This window comes from uncultured Solobacterium sp., from assembly GCF_963550625.1.
Classification (GTDB): Bacteria; Bacillota_I; Bacilli_A; order Erysipelotrichales; family Erysipelotrichaceae; genus Bulleidia.
Genome location: NZ_CAUVCV010000005.1, coordinates 22,100 through 38,990 on the forward strand (window position 1 = coordinate 22,100; position 16,891 = coordinate 38,990).

The following is a 16,891-nucleotide window of genomic DNA, read 5'->3' on the forward strand; positions in this document are numbered from 1 at the left end:
GTATTATGGGAAAGATCATTGCAATCGCAAACCAAAAGGGTGGTGTAGGTAAAACGACTACATCCATGAACCTAGCATCAGGTTTATCATATATTGGCAAAAGAGTCCTCTTAGTAGACTTCGATCCACAGGGAAATGCGACTCATGGCATCGGAGCACATAAAGTAGGCTTTGATAAGACGGTATACGACATCTTGATGCGAGATGAAAATGTGGAAGATGTAAAAGTTACACTACAGATGCCACCACTAGATGTACTACCATCAACTATCGACTTATCTGGTGCAGATGTCGATATGGCACAATACGAAACAGGTCGTGAACAATTATTAAAGAGAAAACTAGAAGCGGTGAGAGATCAATATGATTACATCATCATTGATTGTCCACCAGCACTAGGTCTATTGAATACAAACGCATTAACTGCAGCAGATTCTGTGATGATTCCGGTACAGTGTGAGTACTTTGCGCTAGAAGGATTAACACAGCTATTAAGTACAATTCGTTTGGTTCAGAAATTGTGGAATCCAAGACTATCTATTGAAGGCGTACTCTTAACTATGTTCGATGTACGTACAAAGTTATCGGTAGAAGTGCAACAGGAAGTACGTAAATACTTTAAAGAAAAAGTTTACCATTGTTTTATCCCACGAAATGTACGCTTATCAGAAGCTCCATCTCGTGAACAATCAATTTTTGAGTATGATACCCGTTCGGAAGGTGCGCGTGCTTACGCACAACTTGTAAAAGAAGTAGTTACACAAAACGAAAGGATCAAACGATAGAAAATGGCAGAAAAAAAACAAAAAGGCTTAGGACGTGGTTTAGATTCTATCTTCGGGTCGAATGTTGAACAGTTCCTTGACGATATTCAAAGTAGCGCAAAGGAAGTGCCAGGCAGAAGAGAAGTAGAAATCGCAATTGAAGAAATTAGACCAAATCCTTATCAGCCAAGAAAAGAATTTGATCAAACTGCGTTAAATGAATTAGCAGATTCTATTCGAACACACGGAATCTTTACACCATTACTCGTACGCAAGAGTGTCAGTGGTTATGACCTAATCACTGGTGAAAGACGTTTACGTGCAGCGAAGATTGCTGGACTTAAGGTTGTACCTGCGATTTCTGTAGATTTTACAGAAGAACAGATGATGGAAATTGCCATCTTAGAGAATGTACAACGTGAAGACTTAAATGCAATTGAAGAAGCTGCAGCTTATGACTCACTTGTAAAAAAACTAGGCTATACACAAGAAAAACTAGCGGAGAGAGTTGGTAAATCTCGTGAATATTGTGCAAATATCATGAGACTCTTAAAACTTCCTTCTGAGATTCAAAAATTAGTCGTAGATAAAAGACTAGCAATGGGACATGTTCGTCCACTTCTAGGCTTAAAAGATGAGATGGAAATGCTTGATGCGGCTGAGAAAATCATGAAGGAAAAGATGTCTGTTCGTGAAGTAGAAGCCTACATTAGAGATATTAATGCAGAAGAAGTAAAACCAAACAAAACAAAACCAGAAAAGAAACGTGATCCAATCATTCACGATTTAGAACATCAGATTTCTGTGAAGCTTGGCACAAAGGTAACAATTCAAAACAAGAAACTCACAATTCGATATACGGATACAGAAGATTTAAACCGTATCTTAGAGATATTGAATTGCTTGGATGAAGGATAAAATTCGTGAAAAAAATACTTTTTCACGTATACTTTAAAAGGAATATAATGCAGGTAGTTGGAAATAGAAAATGACAAATCATTCTTGGAAAATATACTATGCATTCGTTCTGATTAGTTTTGTTTTCTTGCCGTTCCACTGGCAATGGACGACAGGTTGGTTGTTGGGATCGTTAGCCGCATTCATTATTTATAAAAGAACAGAGAATTTTGCAAGACAAGTAGTAAGTATGCAGTCCTCATCTGGAACATATGGAAACTTCGCTATCAATTATTTCTTGATGGCAGCAGTGCTAGTAGTTAGTGCAGTCTTTCCGCAATATCTCAATGTTCTAACATGCGCAATTGGTCTTTCAACAATTAAATTAGCAATTATATTTCATGTGGCAGTCATAGAGAGAGGACGGTGAAGACATGACAATACAATCGGACGTATATGTAATCATTCTGATTACAATCGTCCTAGCAATCGCGATGATATTATTGTCAAAGAAAATCGAAAAGGCAGATCCATTAGAAAAACCAAAAGGTATCGTCGTACCGATTGTCCTTGCGACAGAAGCAGTATATAAAACGGTACGCACAAATGTAGGTAAGAAAGTAGCGGATAAGTTAACACCATATATCCTAGCATTATGGTTCTACATCTTTGTCAGTAACACAATTTCGCTATTTGGATTAAGTTCACCGACAGCTAACTTTAGTGTAACCATTACATTATCATTCTTAACCTGGTTAATGATTCAGGTTGCGGAATTAAAATACGGTGGCTTTAAAGCCTACATGCATGCATTCTTAGAACCGATAGCACCGATGTTACCAATGAACATCATCGGTAAGTTCTCAACGATGTTATCAATGGCATTACGTCTATTTGGTAATATCACCTGTGGTTCTATTATGATGTCCCTTGTATATATGGGGACAGCAAATCTATCAAATGCGTTAGCAAGTCTAGTTGGTATCCAAGGAAATGTATTTAATTTCATGGCCCCAATTATTGCGCCAGTATTACACATGTATTTCGATTTATTTGCAGGTTTTATTCAAACATTGGTATTTGTCACTTTGACAATCGTACTTTTAGGAAACGATATTCCTGAAGAAGAAAAAATTTAAAAAAGGAGAAAAAATTATGGAAAAGGGTTTAATCGCAATTGGTGCAGGTATCGCAGTATTTACAGGTTTCTTAACAGGTTTAGGTGAAGGTACAGTAGCCGCTCACGCATGTGACGCTATCGGTAAGAATCCAGAAGCAGAATCAAAGATTCGTTCGACAATGATTTTAGGTATCGCTTTATCTGAAACATGTGCTATTTACGGTTTGTTAGTTTCTATTCTTCTCATTTTCGTATACTAATTGAGGCTTTCAGGTAACTATGGAAGTCAATATTGTTGAACAGTTATTTCCAAATGGTTTGACAGCGCTGACTCAGCTTTGTAGTACACTTGTTTTATTTCTGATTGCAAAACATTTTCTATGGCCATCTGTAAAGAATTTTTTAGATGCTAGAGCAGAAAAGATGCAAGAAGAACTTGCGTTAAGTCAACAGGCAAAAGAAGAAGCCTTGGCAGATCGCAGGGTTGCATTAGAGCAGTTGAATACTGCATCTACAAAATCAGATGAAATTGTAAGTGCTGCAATTCAGCAGGCAAAACAAGAAAAGCAACAAATCCTTGCGCAGGCGGATAAAGAAGCTGCAGCTGTAAAACAGCGTGCACAAGAACAGATCGAAGCAGAACGCAGAGAAATGTACGCATCCATGAAGAAGGAGATGGTCGATGTCGCATTCAGTGCTGCCGGTAAGTTAATTGGCGAACATGAAGGCGAAAAAGTTGACCGTCAAGCAATTGATGCGTTCGTAAAGGAAGCGGTTGGCGATGGTGAATGAGATAGCTGAACGCTATGGACAAGGACTGTTCGAGTTAGCAACTGAAAATAACACAGTTCGCGAGAAGAAAGTACAATGTGAATCATTGTTAAAAATCTTAAAAGAAAACAATGAAGTTGAACTATTCTTACGCGCAGTAAAAATAACAAAAGAAGAAAAGAAGAACTTTATAACAAATGTATTTGGTAAAGTTGTTGATCAGGATATTTTAAATCTACTAAAATTACTTGTTGATCGTGGAAGAGTTTCATATATTGATGAAATTCTACGCAAGTTTGAAGTACTCGCAAATGAGGAACTAGGTATCGTCAAAGCGGTGGTTCATTCTGCACGTAAATTAAGCCAAGAAGATTTAAATAGAATTCAAGAAGCTCTGATTCAAAAGACAAAGAAGACAGTTACAATTGAAAACCATGTCGATCCACAAATTATCGCAGGCATCAAGGTAACCGTCGGCAACAACGTTACAGATATCACAACAAAAACAAAAATTGAACGCATGAAGAATGCGATATTGAAAGGAGGACAGGCATGAGTCAAATCAGACCAGAAGAAATCAGTTCTTTGATCAAAGATCAAATCAAAAACTATGAACAAAAGATTCAGTCCGATGATGTCGGCTACGTTATTAGTGTCGGCGATGGAATTGCCATGGTCCAGGGCATCGATAAAGCAATGTCCTCAGAACTTTTAGAATTCCCACATGGTGTTATGGGAATGGTATTGAACTTAGAAGAAGACCATATTGGTGCCGTATTACTCGGTCACGATACTTTGATTCGCGAAGGTGATGAAGTAAAACGTACTGGTAGAATCGTTGAAGTTCCAGTAGGTGATGCATTACTTGGAAGAGTCGTAAATGCGCTTGGTGAAGCAGTCGATGGTGGCGAACCTATCGTTAGCACAAAGTCACGTCCAATCGAAAGAGTTGCGCCAGGCGTCATGACGAGAAAATCTGTATACCAGCCATTAATGACTGGTTTAAAGGTAATCGACTCCATGATTCCAATTGGTAAGGGGCAGCGTGAGTTAATCATCGGTGACCGTGAAACGGGTAAGACTGCAATCGCAATCGACGCAATCATCAACCAAAAAGGAAAGAACGTAAACTGTATCTATGTCGCTATTGGACAAAAGGAAAGTACAGTTGCTCGTTTGGTACAGAAGTTACGTGAAAGTGATGCGATGTCATACACAACAATCGTTAACGCCGGTGCTTCCGCAAGTGCTCCGTTACAGTACATTGCGCCATATGCAGGTTGTGCAATTGGTGAAGAATGGATGGAACAGGGTAAGGATGTATTAATTGTGTACGATGACTTATCAAAACACGCAGTTGCATACCGTACAATGTCCCTATTATTAAGAAGACCACCAGGACGTGAAGCGTATCCAGGTGATGTATTCTACTTACATAGTAGATTACTTGAAAGAGCTGCGAAGTTATCTGATGCCTTAGGTGGAGGATCACTTACAGCACTTCCAATCATCGAAACACAAGCTGGTGATATCTCTGCATATATCCCAACTAACGTTATTTCGATTACAGATGGACAGATTTTCTTACAGACTGATTTATTCGCAGCTGGTGTAAGACCAGCCGTAGACTCTGGTCTATCTGTATCCCGTGTAGGTTCTAATGCACAGACAAAGGCGATGAAGAGTGTATCTTCAACCTTGAAGTTAGACCTAGCACAATACCATGAAATGTTGTCATTCTCACAATTTGGTTCCGACCTCGATCCAGTCACAAAGAAGATCTTAAGTCATGGTGCTAAATTAACAGAACTTCTCAAGCAAGGACAATACCAACCATTATCTATGACAGAACAAGTATTATCCTTGTTCGCTGCGAAGAATGGTTATTTAGACCGTGTTGAAATCGAAGATATCGCAAGTTTTGAAAAGAGTATCCATAGATACTTCAAAGAAAACGCAAAAGACGTATGCGATCGAATTGAAACAGAAGCAGTCATCAATGATGAACTACGTTCTAAGATTACGGAAGTAATGGATAAAGTAATCGAACAATACGTACTTGTTAAAGGGGTAAACTAAGATGGCACAATCTAGACAGGCTTTGCGTAGCAGAATTAAGTCTGTCAACTCCACCAAAAAGATTACAAAAGCGATGGAGATGATTGCCAACGCAAAGCTTCTAAAACAAAGAAAAAAGATGGAAGCCAACCGTGAGTATGCACAACGTTTACAAGATACAGTCAATGATATTGTCGCAAACAACCAAGATGTTGAAAGTAAGTATCTTGTACATAACAAGAACACACATACAATGACGATTATCTTCTGTTCAGATTTAGGCCTATGTGGTGGATACAATCAGAATGTCTTTAAGTTAGCAAGAGAAACATTGAATCCTGCTGACCCAGTATTCTTAGTTGGAACTGCAATCCATCACCAGCTGAAAGAAGCAGGATTTAATATCATTAATGAGGAACAAATCTCCTCAGATAAAATCTCATTTGCGGATTTAAAGAAATGTGTTGAGGATGGTGTAGCACGCTATCAGGCAGGTGAAGTTGGTAAGGTACAGATTTTATACACAAGATTTGTAAATACAATGACCTTTACACCTGAATTTGATGTATTACTACCATGTACAATTAAACCGGGTCAAAAGAAAGAAAAAGCCGGAGAACATCAAGAAACACTATTCGAACCAGATCCAGCATCTATCTTAGATAGTTTAATTCCAATGATGATCACTGACGTAACTTATTCTGACTGGATGGAATCCACAACCGCAGAACAGGGAAGCCGCCGTGTAGCGATGAAGGCAGCTTCAGATAACGCAGATGAGTTAAGCACAACGCTGAAACTCGAATACAATAAGGCAAGACAGGCCGCAATTACCCAGGAAATAACGGAAATTGTTGGTGGCTCAAGTGCCGTATAGAAAGAAGGTAAAACAATGAGTGTTACAGGAAAAATTGTACAGGTCATTGGACCGGTCATTGATATTCGCTTTGATCCGGAACACTTACCTTCCATCAATAACGCAATTAAAGTAAAGATTGACGATCAGACATCAATGACCGCAGAAGTAGCACAACACATCGGAGACGATGTGGTTCGCTGCATCGCGATGTCATCTACAGATGGACTGGTTCGTGGCATGGAATGTACAGATACAGGGGCACCAATCGAAGTACCAGTTGGTGATGAAGTATTAGGACGTATGTTTAATGTACTTGGTGAGCCAATTGATGGATTAGGTGAGGTACACGCAAAACACAAATTACCAATTCATAGAGACGCTCCAACATTTGCACAACAACAGACAACCAGTGAAATCCTAGAAACAGGTATCAAGGTTATCGACTTACTCTGTCCTTATTCAAAGGGTGGTAAGATTGGTTTGTTTGGTGGTGCCGGTGTAGGTAAGACAGTCTTAATGCAGGAATTAATCCACAATATCGCAATTGAACATGGTGGACGCTCTGTCGTTGCGGGTGTCGGTGAGCGTACTCGTGAAGGTAATGACATGTATCATGAAATGGAAGAGTCTGGCGTATTAAAGAATACAGTTCTTACATACGGACAGATGAATGAATCACCAGGTGCGAGAATGCGTGTAGCACTATCCGCGCTAACAATGGCTGAATACTTCCGTGATGAAGAACATCAAGATGTATTATTATTTATCGATAACATCTTCCGTTTCACCCAGGCAGGTTCTGAAGTATCCGCACTACTTGGTCGTATGCCATCCGCAGTAGGATACCAGCCAACCCTTGCGACAGAAATGGGTAGATTACAAGAGAGAATTACATCAACAGATCAGGGTTCTATTACATCCGTTCAGGCAATTTATGTACCTGCCGATGACTTAACAGACCCAGCTCCAGCAACAACATTCTCACACTTGGACGCACGTCTTGTATTAGATCGTTCTATCGCTGCGCTAGGTATCTATCCAGCGGTTGATCCATTAGGTTCCTCTTCACGTATGTTAGATCCACTTGTGATTGGTGATGAACATTATGAGGTAGCTCGTCAGGTTCAGCAGATCCTACAAAGATATCGTGAACTTCAAGATATTATCGCAATCTTAGGTATGGAAGAGTTAGGCGAAGAAGACAAGAAGATTGTCGCAAGAGCACGTCGTGTTCGTAACTTCCTATCACAGCCATTCTCCGTTGCGGAACAGTTCTCAGGAATTCCAGGTATTTATGTACCAGTCGCAGATACAGTTAGAAGCTTCAAAGAAATTCTTGAAGGAAAATACGATGATTTACCGGAAGCCGCATTCCTAAGCGTTGGAACAATCGAAGATGTTGTTAAGAAGGCAGAGTCACTGAAATGAGTATGATTCATTGCCGCATCGTAACACCACACGGTGTATATAAAGAGGTAGATACATCCATCCTCAATATTGAAACACAAGATGGACAAAGAGGTATCTTACCTGAACATATGCCAATTGTGACAATGTTGCGAATAGGTAAGATGACAACAGTCGAATCCGGCAAACGAATGGAATATGCGGTGACTGGAGGACTATTCTACTTTAGAGATAACAACGCAGAAATCATGGTCGACGCAATCGAAAATAAAGATGAGATTGATGTTGAACGTGCAATCGCTGCAAAAATCCGAGCAGAACAACGTCTACAGTCAAATGACAAAAACGTCGATCAAGTTCGTGCAGAAATCGCATTAAAGAAAGCATTGAACAGATTAAACGTCAAAGGATAAAAGAAACAGATAGTGAAGACATTCTTCATTATCTGTTTTTTATATATGGTATGATAAGACCATCGAGGTAACAATATGATTAAAAAATACTATCAGTCACTAAATAGTTTATTGTATGGGCCATTCATGACACCACTTGTATTCCTAGTATTCGCATTGGCGTTTTTCTATCAAAAGAAGGGGATTCAAGAATTACGTTATGCGATGATGGTAGGTACAGCTATTTTGGCTGTCATTCTAGTGATGTACTATACAAAGAAATTCAAAATATCACGGGCACTAAAATCAATTCATAATATTGAAGAATACGAAAAAGGCGGTGTGATTGACCGCAGTTGGATCTTAAATGACCGTATGATCGCATGCATTGGATTAGACATGCATGAAGAATCCACAATGGACATTCAAGTGATGAAGGTCGAAGAAGGAAAACATGGAAAGTTAACCATCTATCTTACAAATAAAGAAAAAACCTTCTCACTTAGCTGCCGAGATAAAGGCGAAGCGAGAAGATTTGCAGGATACCTACAAAAGAGAAACCCAAATATCAAACTAGAAAATATTCAGCCTGAAGGTAATGGTACATTACAAGATTTAGGTGCATTATAGAGAAACTACGATGCATATAGTTTGTATTTGTTGACAAGAGGGAAATGATGAAAGACTATATCATTCATAAATTAAGGAAAGATACATGGAAAGGAACACTGTTACCTATTGAATACACATCGAAAGAATACTACGATGTAGATTTGCAAAGAACAGATGATGGTTTTCAGATTTCAATTCAAAAGAAAAAATTTACGAAACCATTTATACATCGTTTAGAGGACTGCGAATATCAGGATAAACTTTACGAGGACTGGTGGGAAGATGCGGAAGCCTTTGGTATTACAGAAGATAACAAATTACTTGCGGCAATTGAAATTTGCCCAGAGAGTTGGACAAATCGCTTGATTATTACAGAACTATTTGTTGATGAGAAGTTGAGAGGGCAAGGGTATGGTAAGAAGTTGCTAGACATTGCCAAAAAGATTACAGTAGAAAAAAACTATCGTACATTGATTTTAGAGGCACAATCATCAAATATAAATGCAGTTGACTTCTACCTGCATGCAGGTTTTACTTTAATCGGTTTTGACAGTTGCTGTTATACAAACACTGATTTAGAGCGAAAGGAAGTTCGTCTTAATATGGGATGGTTTCCTATAAATACAAAATAATGTAACTTAAATATGAACCTCCTAAGTTATTATAGAAAACTTAGGAGGTTCACTTTATAATTGCATGATTATTTTTGTGGTAAATCAATTTGTGTAAATGGGACATTACTAACAAACTTAAATACTAAAGAAACTAGATTGCCATTTACTTCTACAGGAACAGATATAGTATCGTGATAAATATTCATAAGATACTTCTTATCTTTCGTTTGGATATAGTAGGAGTCTGTGTATTGTGTCTGTTCGTGTTCTAGAGTACCTTCTACATAAACCTTATCAAGGAAAATCTTCACAGAATTATCTTCATAGATTTCCATGTTGTATGTACCATTTGTATTTGAATCCATCGCAAGATAATGCCCTTTTCCTATAGAAATTGTAGAGTTAAACTGCATATAAAGATAAATACTAAAACAGATAGACGTAAATAAGATGAGTAAAAAACCTGAGATTAAAACCTTTGTGCTAGTTTTATGCATGCTTTCACCTCACAATTTTAAGAAATAATGATAAATAGTAGATGTATTGGTATTTTTAGTATATCGCTTTCATAAAAAGAAGTGAATATTGAAGCAAACTTCAAATATTTTCAAAAATCTACAAAATTTGAAGTATACTTCAAATTTACTGATTCAATAATTCGACTTTTCTGCGCTTTCCTTTAACTGTAAAATCTTCGAAACGAGATAAAATATCATCCTCTTTGGAAAGGATTGTGACTGTTGAGAAGCGGTCTTGAATTTCAAGTGTGCCAATTTCATCAAAAGAGAATATGGTACAAAGTGCACCAATGATATCTTTTGGACGTATCTTATCATTTCTTCCAGCACGAATAAGGATGTGCGTTACCTGTGTGGAAGGTGTCGCTTTCTTTTGGTATGGAATCGATAGATCAACTGGGTGTGTATCTTGTGCTGTATATAATTGACTATGCATGCGGATATACATGCCAACTTCTGACGTCATATCTTCAGGTGTTAGTAATGAAATAGAAATACCTTCATCACCTTGATGTGCAGTACGACCAGAGCGATGAATGAATGTTTCCGTATCAACAGGAATATCATAATGAATTACATGGGATAGTTCATGAATGTCGAGGCCTCTAGCAGCTGCGTCTGTCGCAACCAATACGCGAATAGCGCCTTTACGGAAATCACTCATGATTGCGATACGTTTTCTCTCGTCAAAATAACCAGAGAAAGCTGAACTAAGAATATTATTTCTTAGTAGTAGATCTGATAATTCAATGGCGGTACTACGATGATTTACAAATACAATCGCTGATGTGATAGGAAGCGATTGTAGTAGAGATAGTAAAGAAGCTTTCTTGTCTTCTGTCTCAAGATAGTAAGAATAAATCTTTTCATTTATCGCTACACTTCCTTGCAGCACTTCTTCAAATGGAGTATCAAAGTAAGTTTGAATCGTGTCATTTTTTGTGGCAGACAAACAAATTGTTTGAACACCTTGAATTTCTTTTCGTAATTGATTCACTTCTTCCGATTGGCCAGTTGAGTAAACTTGATCAGCTTCATCAATGACAAACAGTGATAACTTTGAAAGATCAAAGGCACCCTGTGTATAGAGGTCTAATAATCTACCAGGAGTTCCAATAATGATATGTGGACGATGGCGTAGTGCGTTGAGTTGCCTATCGGAATCCATACCACCAATTAACGTTACGATATGCACTTTTGTGTAGGAAGCTAGTAGCTTCGCTTCTAATGAGATTTGGATTGCGAGTTCTCGTGTAGGAGCGACAATTAAAACAGATGTAAAATCGTCATTCTCTTGAACCTGCTCAATTGCAGGAATGAGGTAGGATGCAGTTTTACCACTACCTGTTTTGGCTAGCACAAACAAACTTTTCCCATCTTGAATCATCGGAATAACTGTTTCTTGAATCGGTAATAGAGAATGATAGCCCATTTCATTTAGGGCATTTTGTATAGAATTTGATAGTTTCATGACTTAATCTTAGCACACAACAAAAAAACTGCTGAGTTAACATGCAAGGAGTTGATAAAACTAGTACAATAATAGTTGAAAACTGGAGGGACAACATGTTTCAGGATACTATAGCCGCAATCGCCACTGCTGATGCGATGGGAGCCATCTCCGTCATTCGTATTTCTGGTAGTGACGCAATTCAAATTGTTACCGACTTAACAGGAAAAGATTTTAGTGATGCCAAGGGATATACAATTCATTACGCAACCATCAAAGAAGGAAATGAATCTGTTGACGAAGTACTCGTCAGTCTTTTCCGTGCACCAAAATCCTATACTGGTGAAGATGTTGTGGAAATCTCTTGTCATGGTGGCGTCTATATTACAAGAAAAGTATTGTCCCTGATACTTGGTGCAGGTGCACGTATGGCACGACGTGGAGAATTTACAGAACGCGCATTCCTTAGTGGAAAGATGGACTTGTCCCAAGCAGAAGGTATCAATGATTTAATTTGGGCAAAGGATGAAATTAACGCGAAGAGCGCAATTCATTCATTAAAAGGATCTGTCGCAAAACTAATGCGACCATTGGAAGAAGATTTGACACAAATTATTTCGAATATCGAAGTAAATATTGATTATCCTGAGTATGATGATGTACATCAATTAACAGAGGAAGAAATTCTACCAAAGGCAGAGAAGTGGATTGATGATATTCATCAGATCATCGTAACAGCCCAACAATCTGCAGTGATTAAAGAGGGGATTAACACCGTTATCCTAGGTAGACCAAATGTTGGTAAGTCCTCCTTATTGAATGCATTGTTAGAAGAAGATAAAGCTATCGTTACGGATGTGGCTGGAACGACAAGAGACCTTGTGGAAGGAACTGTAAGACTGAATGGCATCACACTAAATCTAATCGATACCGCAGGTATTCGTAAGAGTGATGATGCGATTGAACAGATTGGCATTACCAAATCCTTACAAGCATTAGAAAAAGCACAGCTTGTGATTGTTGTATTAGATGGTTCTGAAGAATTGACGGAAGAAGACCAAGAACTATTAGAAAAGACAAAAAATCATAATCGTATCGTTGTATATAATAAGAAAGATAAGGATAGTATACATGCAGGTATATCTATCAGTGCTATTCAGAAAGATATTACAGAACTAACAAATGCGATTGTGGAGAAATATCAAAGTGAGTATATCGCAGCCAATAGCGATACATTAAATAACGAAAGACAGATTGGCTATGCATTACAGGCAGAACAAGCAATGAACGATGCAGTAAATGCATTACATGCAGGTGTGGAGCTTGATTTAGTAACAATCGATTTAGAAAAAGCGTGGACTGCATTACGACAGATCACTGGAAAGGCAGGCAAGGAAGATCTCTTAGATGAAATCTTCTCACGCTTCTGTTTAGGAAAATAAGATGAGTAAATTACATTATGTAGATACCCATTGTCATTTGATGGGAGAAGAGTTTCAAGAAGATTTAGAAGAAGTTATCGCACGCTGTAAAGAAAAGCATGTGGATAAATTAATGATTATTACATTATCACTAGAAGAAACAAAACAAGCAATTGAATTTGCGAAACGTGACCCAGAAAACTATAAGGTTGCGGCAGGTATCTTCCCAGAAGATGTGACGAAGATAGATGAAAAATATTGGAATGATTTTTGTGAGTTAGCTAAAGACCCAATGGTAACTGCAATTGGTGAAATTGGACTGGAGTATCACTGGGTTACAGATGAAGCTGATCGTGCTGTACAACGTGAGTACTTCGCAAAGTTAATCGAACTTGCTAGAGAAGTAAATAAACCAATCCTAGTACATTCTAGAGATGCCATGCAAGATACCTTCGACATTATGAAGAAACATCACTGGAAGGGATTATTACATTGTTTCCCTGGCTCAAAAGAGATGGCAAAAGAATTTACGAAGTTAGGCTATTACATCGCACTTGGTGGGGCGTTGACATTTAAGAACGCAAGACATTCTGTAGATGTCGTAGAGACGATCGACTTAAACTACTTACTCAGTGAAACAGATGCACCATATATGGCACCAGTTCCAGTGCGTGGCACTCGAAATGAACCATCCAATATTCCATACATCGTAGAAAAGATGGCAGAGATTCGAAATATACCAGTTGAAGATATGGCTTCACAAATCGATGCCAACTGGGCTAGATTCCTGGAGGAAGCTGATGGATCGCATTCATGAGATAATCGTTGTGGAAGGAAGACACGATACGCAACAATTAAAGAAGTACTTTGATTGTGAAACGATAGAGACAGGTGGCAGCAGTATTGATGATAAAGTCATTGAACAGATTCGCTATGCCGCAAGCACACGAGGTGTAATTATCTTTACTGACCCAGATACACCAGGCAATCAAATCCGACATATTATCAATCAACATGTTCCTAACTGTAAGAATGCATTTGTGGATAAGCATAATGCACGTACAGAAAAGAAGGTGGGTATTGAACATGCGGATAAAGATACATTATGGAATGCACTGCAAAATATTGTAACTATCACCGATGTACCAAAGGGTAATTTAACGATGAGTGATTTACTTGAACTTGGGTTAAGTGGTCAAACGAATAGTGCAGAATTACGACGTAAAGTTGGAGAATACTACCATGTTGGGGATGGCAATGCGAAAACCATGCTTGCAAGGTTAAACTGTCTTGCGATTACCAAAGAAGAATTACGAGAGGTTATAGATCAATGAAAAAATTAATTTCAACACCATCTCGCACAAAAGAGATACTAGATCAATTTGGATTACGAGCGAAGAAAGGCTTTGGACAGAACTTTTTAGTTGATCCAATTATCGTAGAACGCTGTGCTGAAATGTCACATTGCGAAGGTGCAGTTATCGAAATTGGTCCAGGTATTGGAAGTTTAACCGAACAGCTCGCAATGCATGCTCAACACGTTCTTGCATTTGAAATAGATGAAGGTTTAATTCCAGTACTTGAACATACTTTAGAAGACTATTCCAATGTAGAGATTATCTTGCAGGATTTCTTAACATGTGATTTAGATAAAGTCGTACATGCATTAAAAGAAAAGTATAAAACTGTATCTGTATGTGCAAATCTTCCATACTACATCACAACACCAGTACTATTTAAGATATTTGAAAATCCAGATATCTCTTATATTACAGTTATGGTACAGAAGGAAGTTGGTGATCGCTTTGTCGCAAAACCAAAAGATCCTGAATACAATGCCTTATCTGTAGAGGGACAATATCTATTCGATATCAAGCGTTTATTTACAGTTCCAGGAAGATCCTTTAATCCTTCCCCTGCTGTCGATAGTGTCATCATTCAATTCGCAAGAAAGAATCACGAGGAAAGTAATGAAGAGATTCGAGATTTCTTCGAACTTGTAAGAGCCTGCTTTAAACAGCGTCGTAAAACTATCTATAATAATCTGAAAGAATATGTAGGCGATGGTAATAAGGCAACAGAGATACTTGAGAAAGCTAATATTCCAGCCAATAAACGTGCACAGGAATTAACCATCGATGAATTAAAACAAATTCATGAGGTCAGGAAATGAAAGAGCGAGCATACGCAAAAATCAATTTGTGTTTAGATGTTGTAGGAAAACGAGAAGATGGTTATCATGATTTAAAAATGATCATGGTTCCAATCAATTTCTATGATGTTTTAGAAATGGAACTTGCGGAACAAACGACGCTGGAATTAAATCGAGACTATCTACCGATCAATGATAAGAATACAATCGTAAAGGCGATTCATATCATGCAGGAAAAGTACAATCTCAAAGAAGAGTTCCGCTGTCGTTTGGAGAAACATATTCCTACAAGAGCTGGCCTTGCGGGTGGTAGTGCAGATGCGGCTGCTGCAATACGTATGATAAATCGTATGTGTAATCTACATCTTACAAAAGAAGAGATGATTGCGGTAGGTAAAGAAGTTGGTGCAGATGTACCGTTCTGTATCCTTAATCGACCTGCATTTGTGGAAGGAATTGGAGAAAAGATTACAACCTTCTCATGTAATCCAGAATTCTACTTACTACTGATTAAACCACGTAAAGGTGTATCAACTGCAGAAGCTTTCCATATCGTGGATGAACAAGAAGGAATTCATCCTGATTGTAAAGCAATGCAAGAAGCATTAGAAAACAGTGATTATGACAGCATTATCCATAGTTTGGGTAACTCCATGGAAAATGCCGCAATGACATTGGTTCCAGAAATTCGAAAGGCAAAACAAGACTTATTGAACTTAGGCTTTGATGGAGTGCTGATGTCGGGTAGTGGTTCAACTGTGTTTGGCATCACAAAAGATACAGAATTGTTAGAACGTTCCATCGATGTATTAAAAAAGAAGAGATACTTTGTTAGAAAGACAACAGTATACACACGATAAATCATGCTAGCATGAAAAATAGGAGAAAATAAAATGAAGAACGCAATTATTATGGCGGGTGGTAAAGGAACCCGTATGCACTCAGAATTACCAAAGGTTTTACATAAGATTCTAGAAGTACCAATGCTAGGTATGGTAATCAATAGCTTGAAGAAGTCTGGTACAGAAAGAATTGTATGTGTTGTTGGTTATAAGCATGAAGAAGTTGAAGCTGCGATGGCTGGTAAGTGTGAGTTTGCTGTACAGGAGCCACAGCTTGGTACAGGGCATGCGGTTATGCAGGCACAACAACTCGCAAATGAAGAAGGTATTACTCTAGTTGCGAGTGGAGATACACCATGCGTGAAACCAGAAACATATCAGAAGTTATATGATTTAATTGGTGATGCAGACATGGCTGTATTAACTGCAGTACCAGAAGATAACGGTGCGTATGGTAGAGTCATCCGCAGTGCAGATGGAACAGTTGAGAAAATCGTAGAGTTCAAAGACGCAAATGATGCAGAAAAGGCTGTACGTGAAATCAACACAGGTACTTATGCTTTCAATAACCAATCCCTATTTGAAGGGCTCAAGCATTTGAATAATAACAATGCTCAAAATGAATACTACCTAACAGACCTTGTTGATATTTTAAAGAAATTAGGTAAGAAGGTAGTTGCGATTCCATGTGATGATTGGCAAGAAGTACAAGGTATCAATGGTAATGTGGAATTAGCACACGCCGCAAAATACATGCAAGAGAGAATTAATACAGAGTGGATGAAGAGGGGTGTTACAATCTATGACCCTAATACAACATACATCGGACCAAATGTAACATTTGGAACAGATGTTATTATTCATCCGAATACATACCTCTATGGAGATGTAACTGTAGAAGATTATGCAGAAATTCTACCAGGCACATGGTTAGAAGACACAAATGTTGCAAAAGCTGAAATAGTCGGACCATTTATTCGCCGTAAGGGTTGACGAATAGTTATAAAACATCTT

At 38.2% G+C, this 16,891-nt stretch carries 21 protein-coding genes; 19 read left to right on the top strand and 2 right to left on the bottom strand.

All coding sequences use genetic code 11. The features are described from left to right. Window positions 1-5 precede the first annotated feature (5 nt). The 13 genes from RYK16_RS04195 to RYK16_RS04255 all read left to right on the top strand — a co-directional run bounded on the left by RYK16_RS04195 (window position 6) and on the right by RYK16_RS04255 (window position 9,512). A complete protein-coding gene (locus RYK16_RS04195; protein ID WP_294206399.1) occupies window positions 6-785 on the top strand; it encodes a ParA family protein in 780 nt (259 codons plus the stop codon). Between the two features lie 3 nt (window positions 786-788). Next, a complete protein-coding gene (locus RYK16_RS04200; RefSeq protein ID WP_314850988.1) occupies window positions 789-1,682 on the top strand; it encodes a ParB/RepB/Spo0J family partition protein in 894 nt (297 codons plus the stop codon). A 70-nt stretch (window positions 1,683-1,752) separates the two neighbouring features. Further along, window positions 1,753-2,091, top strand: coding sequence for an ATP synthase subunit I (locus RYK16_RS04205; protein ID WP_294020647.1), 339 nt, complete (start codon window positions 1,753-1,755; stop codon window positions 2,089-2,091). 4 nt (window positions 2,092-2,095) lie between these two features. After that, window positions 2,096-2,800: a F0F1 ATP synthase subunit A gene (locus RYK16_RS04210; RefSeq protein WP_314850990.1), complete on the top strand. Its 705-nt coding sequence runs from the start codon at window positions 2,096-2,098 to the stop codon at window positions 2,798-2,800. Window positions 2,801-2,816: 16 nt separating this feature from the next. Further along, window positions 2,817-3,041 (top strand): ATP synthase subunit C, encoded by a 225-nt coding sequence (locus RYK16_RS04215; RefSeq protein ID WP_006525283.1) that lies wholly within the window; start codon window positions 2,817-2,819, stop codon window positions 3,039-3,041. 19 nt (window positions 3,042-3,060) lie between these two features. Further along, window positions 3,061-3,573, top strand: coding sequence for an ATP synthase F0 subunit B (locus tag RYK16_RS04220; RefSeq protein ID WP_314850991.1), 513 nt, complete (start codon window positions 3,061-3,063; stop codon window positions 3,571-3,573). Beyond that, window positions 3,563-4,108 (top strand): F0F1 ATP synthase subunit delta, encoded by a 546-nt coding sequence (locus RYK16_RS04225; protein ID WP_314850993.1) that lies wholly within the window; start codon window positions 3,563-3,565, stop codon window positions 4,106-4,108. The genes RYK16_RS04220 and RYK16_RS04225 overlap by 11 nt, the downstream gene beginning before the upstream one ends. After that, window positions 4,105-5,631, top strand: a complete 1,527-nt coding sequence (gene atpA / locus RYK16_RS04230; RefSeq protein ID WP_294020653.1) for a F0F1 ATP synthase subunit alpha — start codon at window positions 4,105-4,107, stop codon at window positions 5,629-5,631. The genes RYK16_RS04225 and atpA overlap by 4 nt, the downstream gene beginning before the upstream one ends. A gap of 1 nt (window position 5,632) precedes the next feature. Continuing rightward, window positions 5,633-6,487 carry an ATP synthase F1 subunit gamma gene (gene atpG / locus RYK16_RS04235; protein WP_314850994.1) on the top strand — a complete coding sequence of 285 codons (855 nt, stop codon included), beginning with the start codon at window positions 5,633-5,635 and terminating at the stop codon, window positions 6,485-6,487. A gap of 15 nt (window positions 6,488-6,502) precedes the next feature. Continuing rightward, a complete protein-coding gene (atpD, locus tag RYK16_RS04240) occupies window positions 6,503-7,897 on the top strand; it encodes a F0F1 ATP synthase subunit beta (protein WP_294020656.1) in 1,395 nt (464 codons plus the stop codon). After that, window positions 7,894-8,289, top strand: coding sequence for an ATP synthase F1 subunit epsilon (gene atpC / locus RYK16_RS04245; RefSeq protein WP_298664487.1), 396 nt, complete (start codon window positions 7,894-7,896; stop codon window positions 8,287-8,289). Before atpD ends, atpC begins: the two co-directional genes overlap by 4 nt. A 75-nt stretch (window positions 8,290-8,364) precedes the next feature. Continuing rightward, window positions 8,365-8,898 (top strand): hypothetical protein, encoded by a 534-nt coding sequence (locus RYK16_RS04250; protein ID WP_314850996.1) that lies wholly within the window; start codon window positions 8,365-8,367, stop codon window positions 8,896-8,898. A 47-nt stretch (window positions 8,899-8,945) separates the two neighbouring features. Beyond that, window positions 8,946-9,512: a GNAT family N-acetyltransferase gene (locus tag RYK16_RS04255; protein ID WP_314850997.1), complete on the top strand. Its 567-nt coding sequence runs from the start codon at window positions 8,946-8,948 to the stop codon at window positions 9,510-9,512. Between the two features lie 68 nt (window positions 9,513-9,580). Here the strand turns inward: RYK16_RS04255 and RYK16_RS04260 are convergent, their stop codons facing one another. Together RYK16_RS04260 and RYK16_RS04265 are read right to left on the bottom strand one after the other, a co-directional pair. After that, complete coding sequence (locus RYK16_RS04260) at window positions 9,581-9,991, bottom strand: DUF5412 family protein (RefSeq protein WP_314850998.1); 411 nt, start codon at window positions 9,989-9,991, stop codon at window positions 9,581-9,583. Window positions 9,992-10,136: 145 nt separating this feature from the next. Then, window positions 10,137-11,483, bottom strand: a complete 1,347-nt coding sequence (locus RYK16_RS04265) for a DEAD/DEAH box helicase (RefSeq protein ID WP_314851000.1) — start codon at window positions 11,481-11,483, stop codon at window positions 10,137-10,139. 95 nt (window positions 11,484-11,578) lie between these two features. Here RYK16_RS04265 and mnmE point away from each other — a divergent pair, with 95 nt between their 5' ends. From mnmE to RYK16_RS04295, 6 genes are read left to right on the top strand one after another with little or no spacing between them, the layout of a single operon-like run. Then, window positions 11,579-12,904 (top strand): tRNA uridine-5-carboxymethylaminomethyl(34) synthesis GTPase MnmE, encoded by a 1,326-nt coding sequence (gene mnmE, locus RYK16_RS04270; RefSeq protein WP_314851001.1) that lies wholly within the window; start codon window positions 11,579-11,581, stop codon window positions 12,902-12,904. Between the two features lies 1 nt (window position 12,905). After that, window positions 12,906-13,700: a TatD family hydrolase gene (locus tag RYK16_RS04275; RefSeq protein WP_314851002.1), complete on the top strand. Its 795-nt coding sequence runs from the start codon at window positions 12,906-12,908 to the stop codon at window positions 13,698-13,700. Then, a complete protein-coding gene (gene rnmV / locus RYK16_RS04280; RefSeq protein ID WP_314851003.1) occupies window positions 13,684-14,217 on the top strand; it encodes a ribonuclease M5 in 534 nt (177 codons plus the stop codon). The genes RYK16_RS04275 and rnmV overlap by 17 nt, the downstream gene beginning before the upstream one ends. After that, complete coding sequence (gene rsmA, locus RYK16_RS04285; protein ID WP_314851004.1) at window positions 14,214-15,056, top strand: 16S rRNA (adenine(1518)-N(6)/adenine(1519)-N(6))-dimethyltransferase RsmA; 843 nt, start codon at window positions 14,214-14,216, stop codon at window positions 15,054-15,056. Before rnmV ends, rsmA begins: the two co-directional genes overlap by 4 nt. Then, window positions 15,053-15,895 carry a 4-(cytidine 5'-diphospho)-2-C-methyl-D-erythritol kinase gene (gene ispE / locus RYK16_RS04290; protein ID WP_314851005.1) on the top strand — a complete coding sequence of 281 codons (843 nt, stop codon included), beginning with the start codon at window positions 15,053-15,055 and terminating at the stop codon, window positions 15,893-15,895. Before rsmA ends, ispE begins: the two co-directional genes overlap by 4 nt. Window positions 15,896-15,928: 33 nt before the next feature. Beyond that, window positions 15,929-16,870, top strand: a complete 942-nt coding sequence (locus RYK16_RS04295) for an NTP transferase domain-containing protein (RefSeq protein WP_314851006.1) — start codon at window positions 15,929-15,931, stop codon at window positions 16,868-16,870. The last annotated feature ends 21 nt before the right edge of the window (window positions 16,871-16,891 follow it).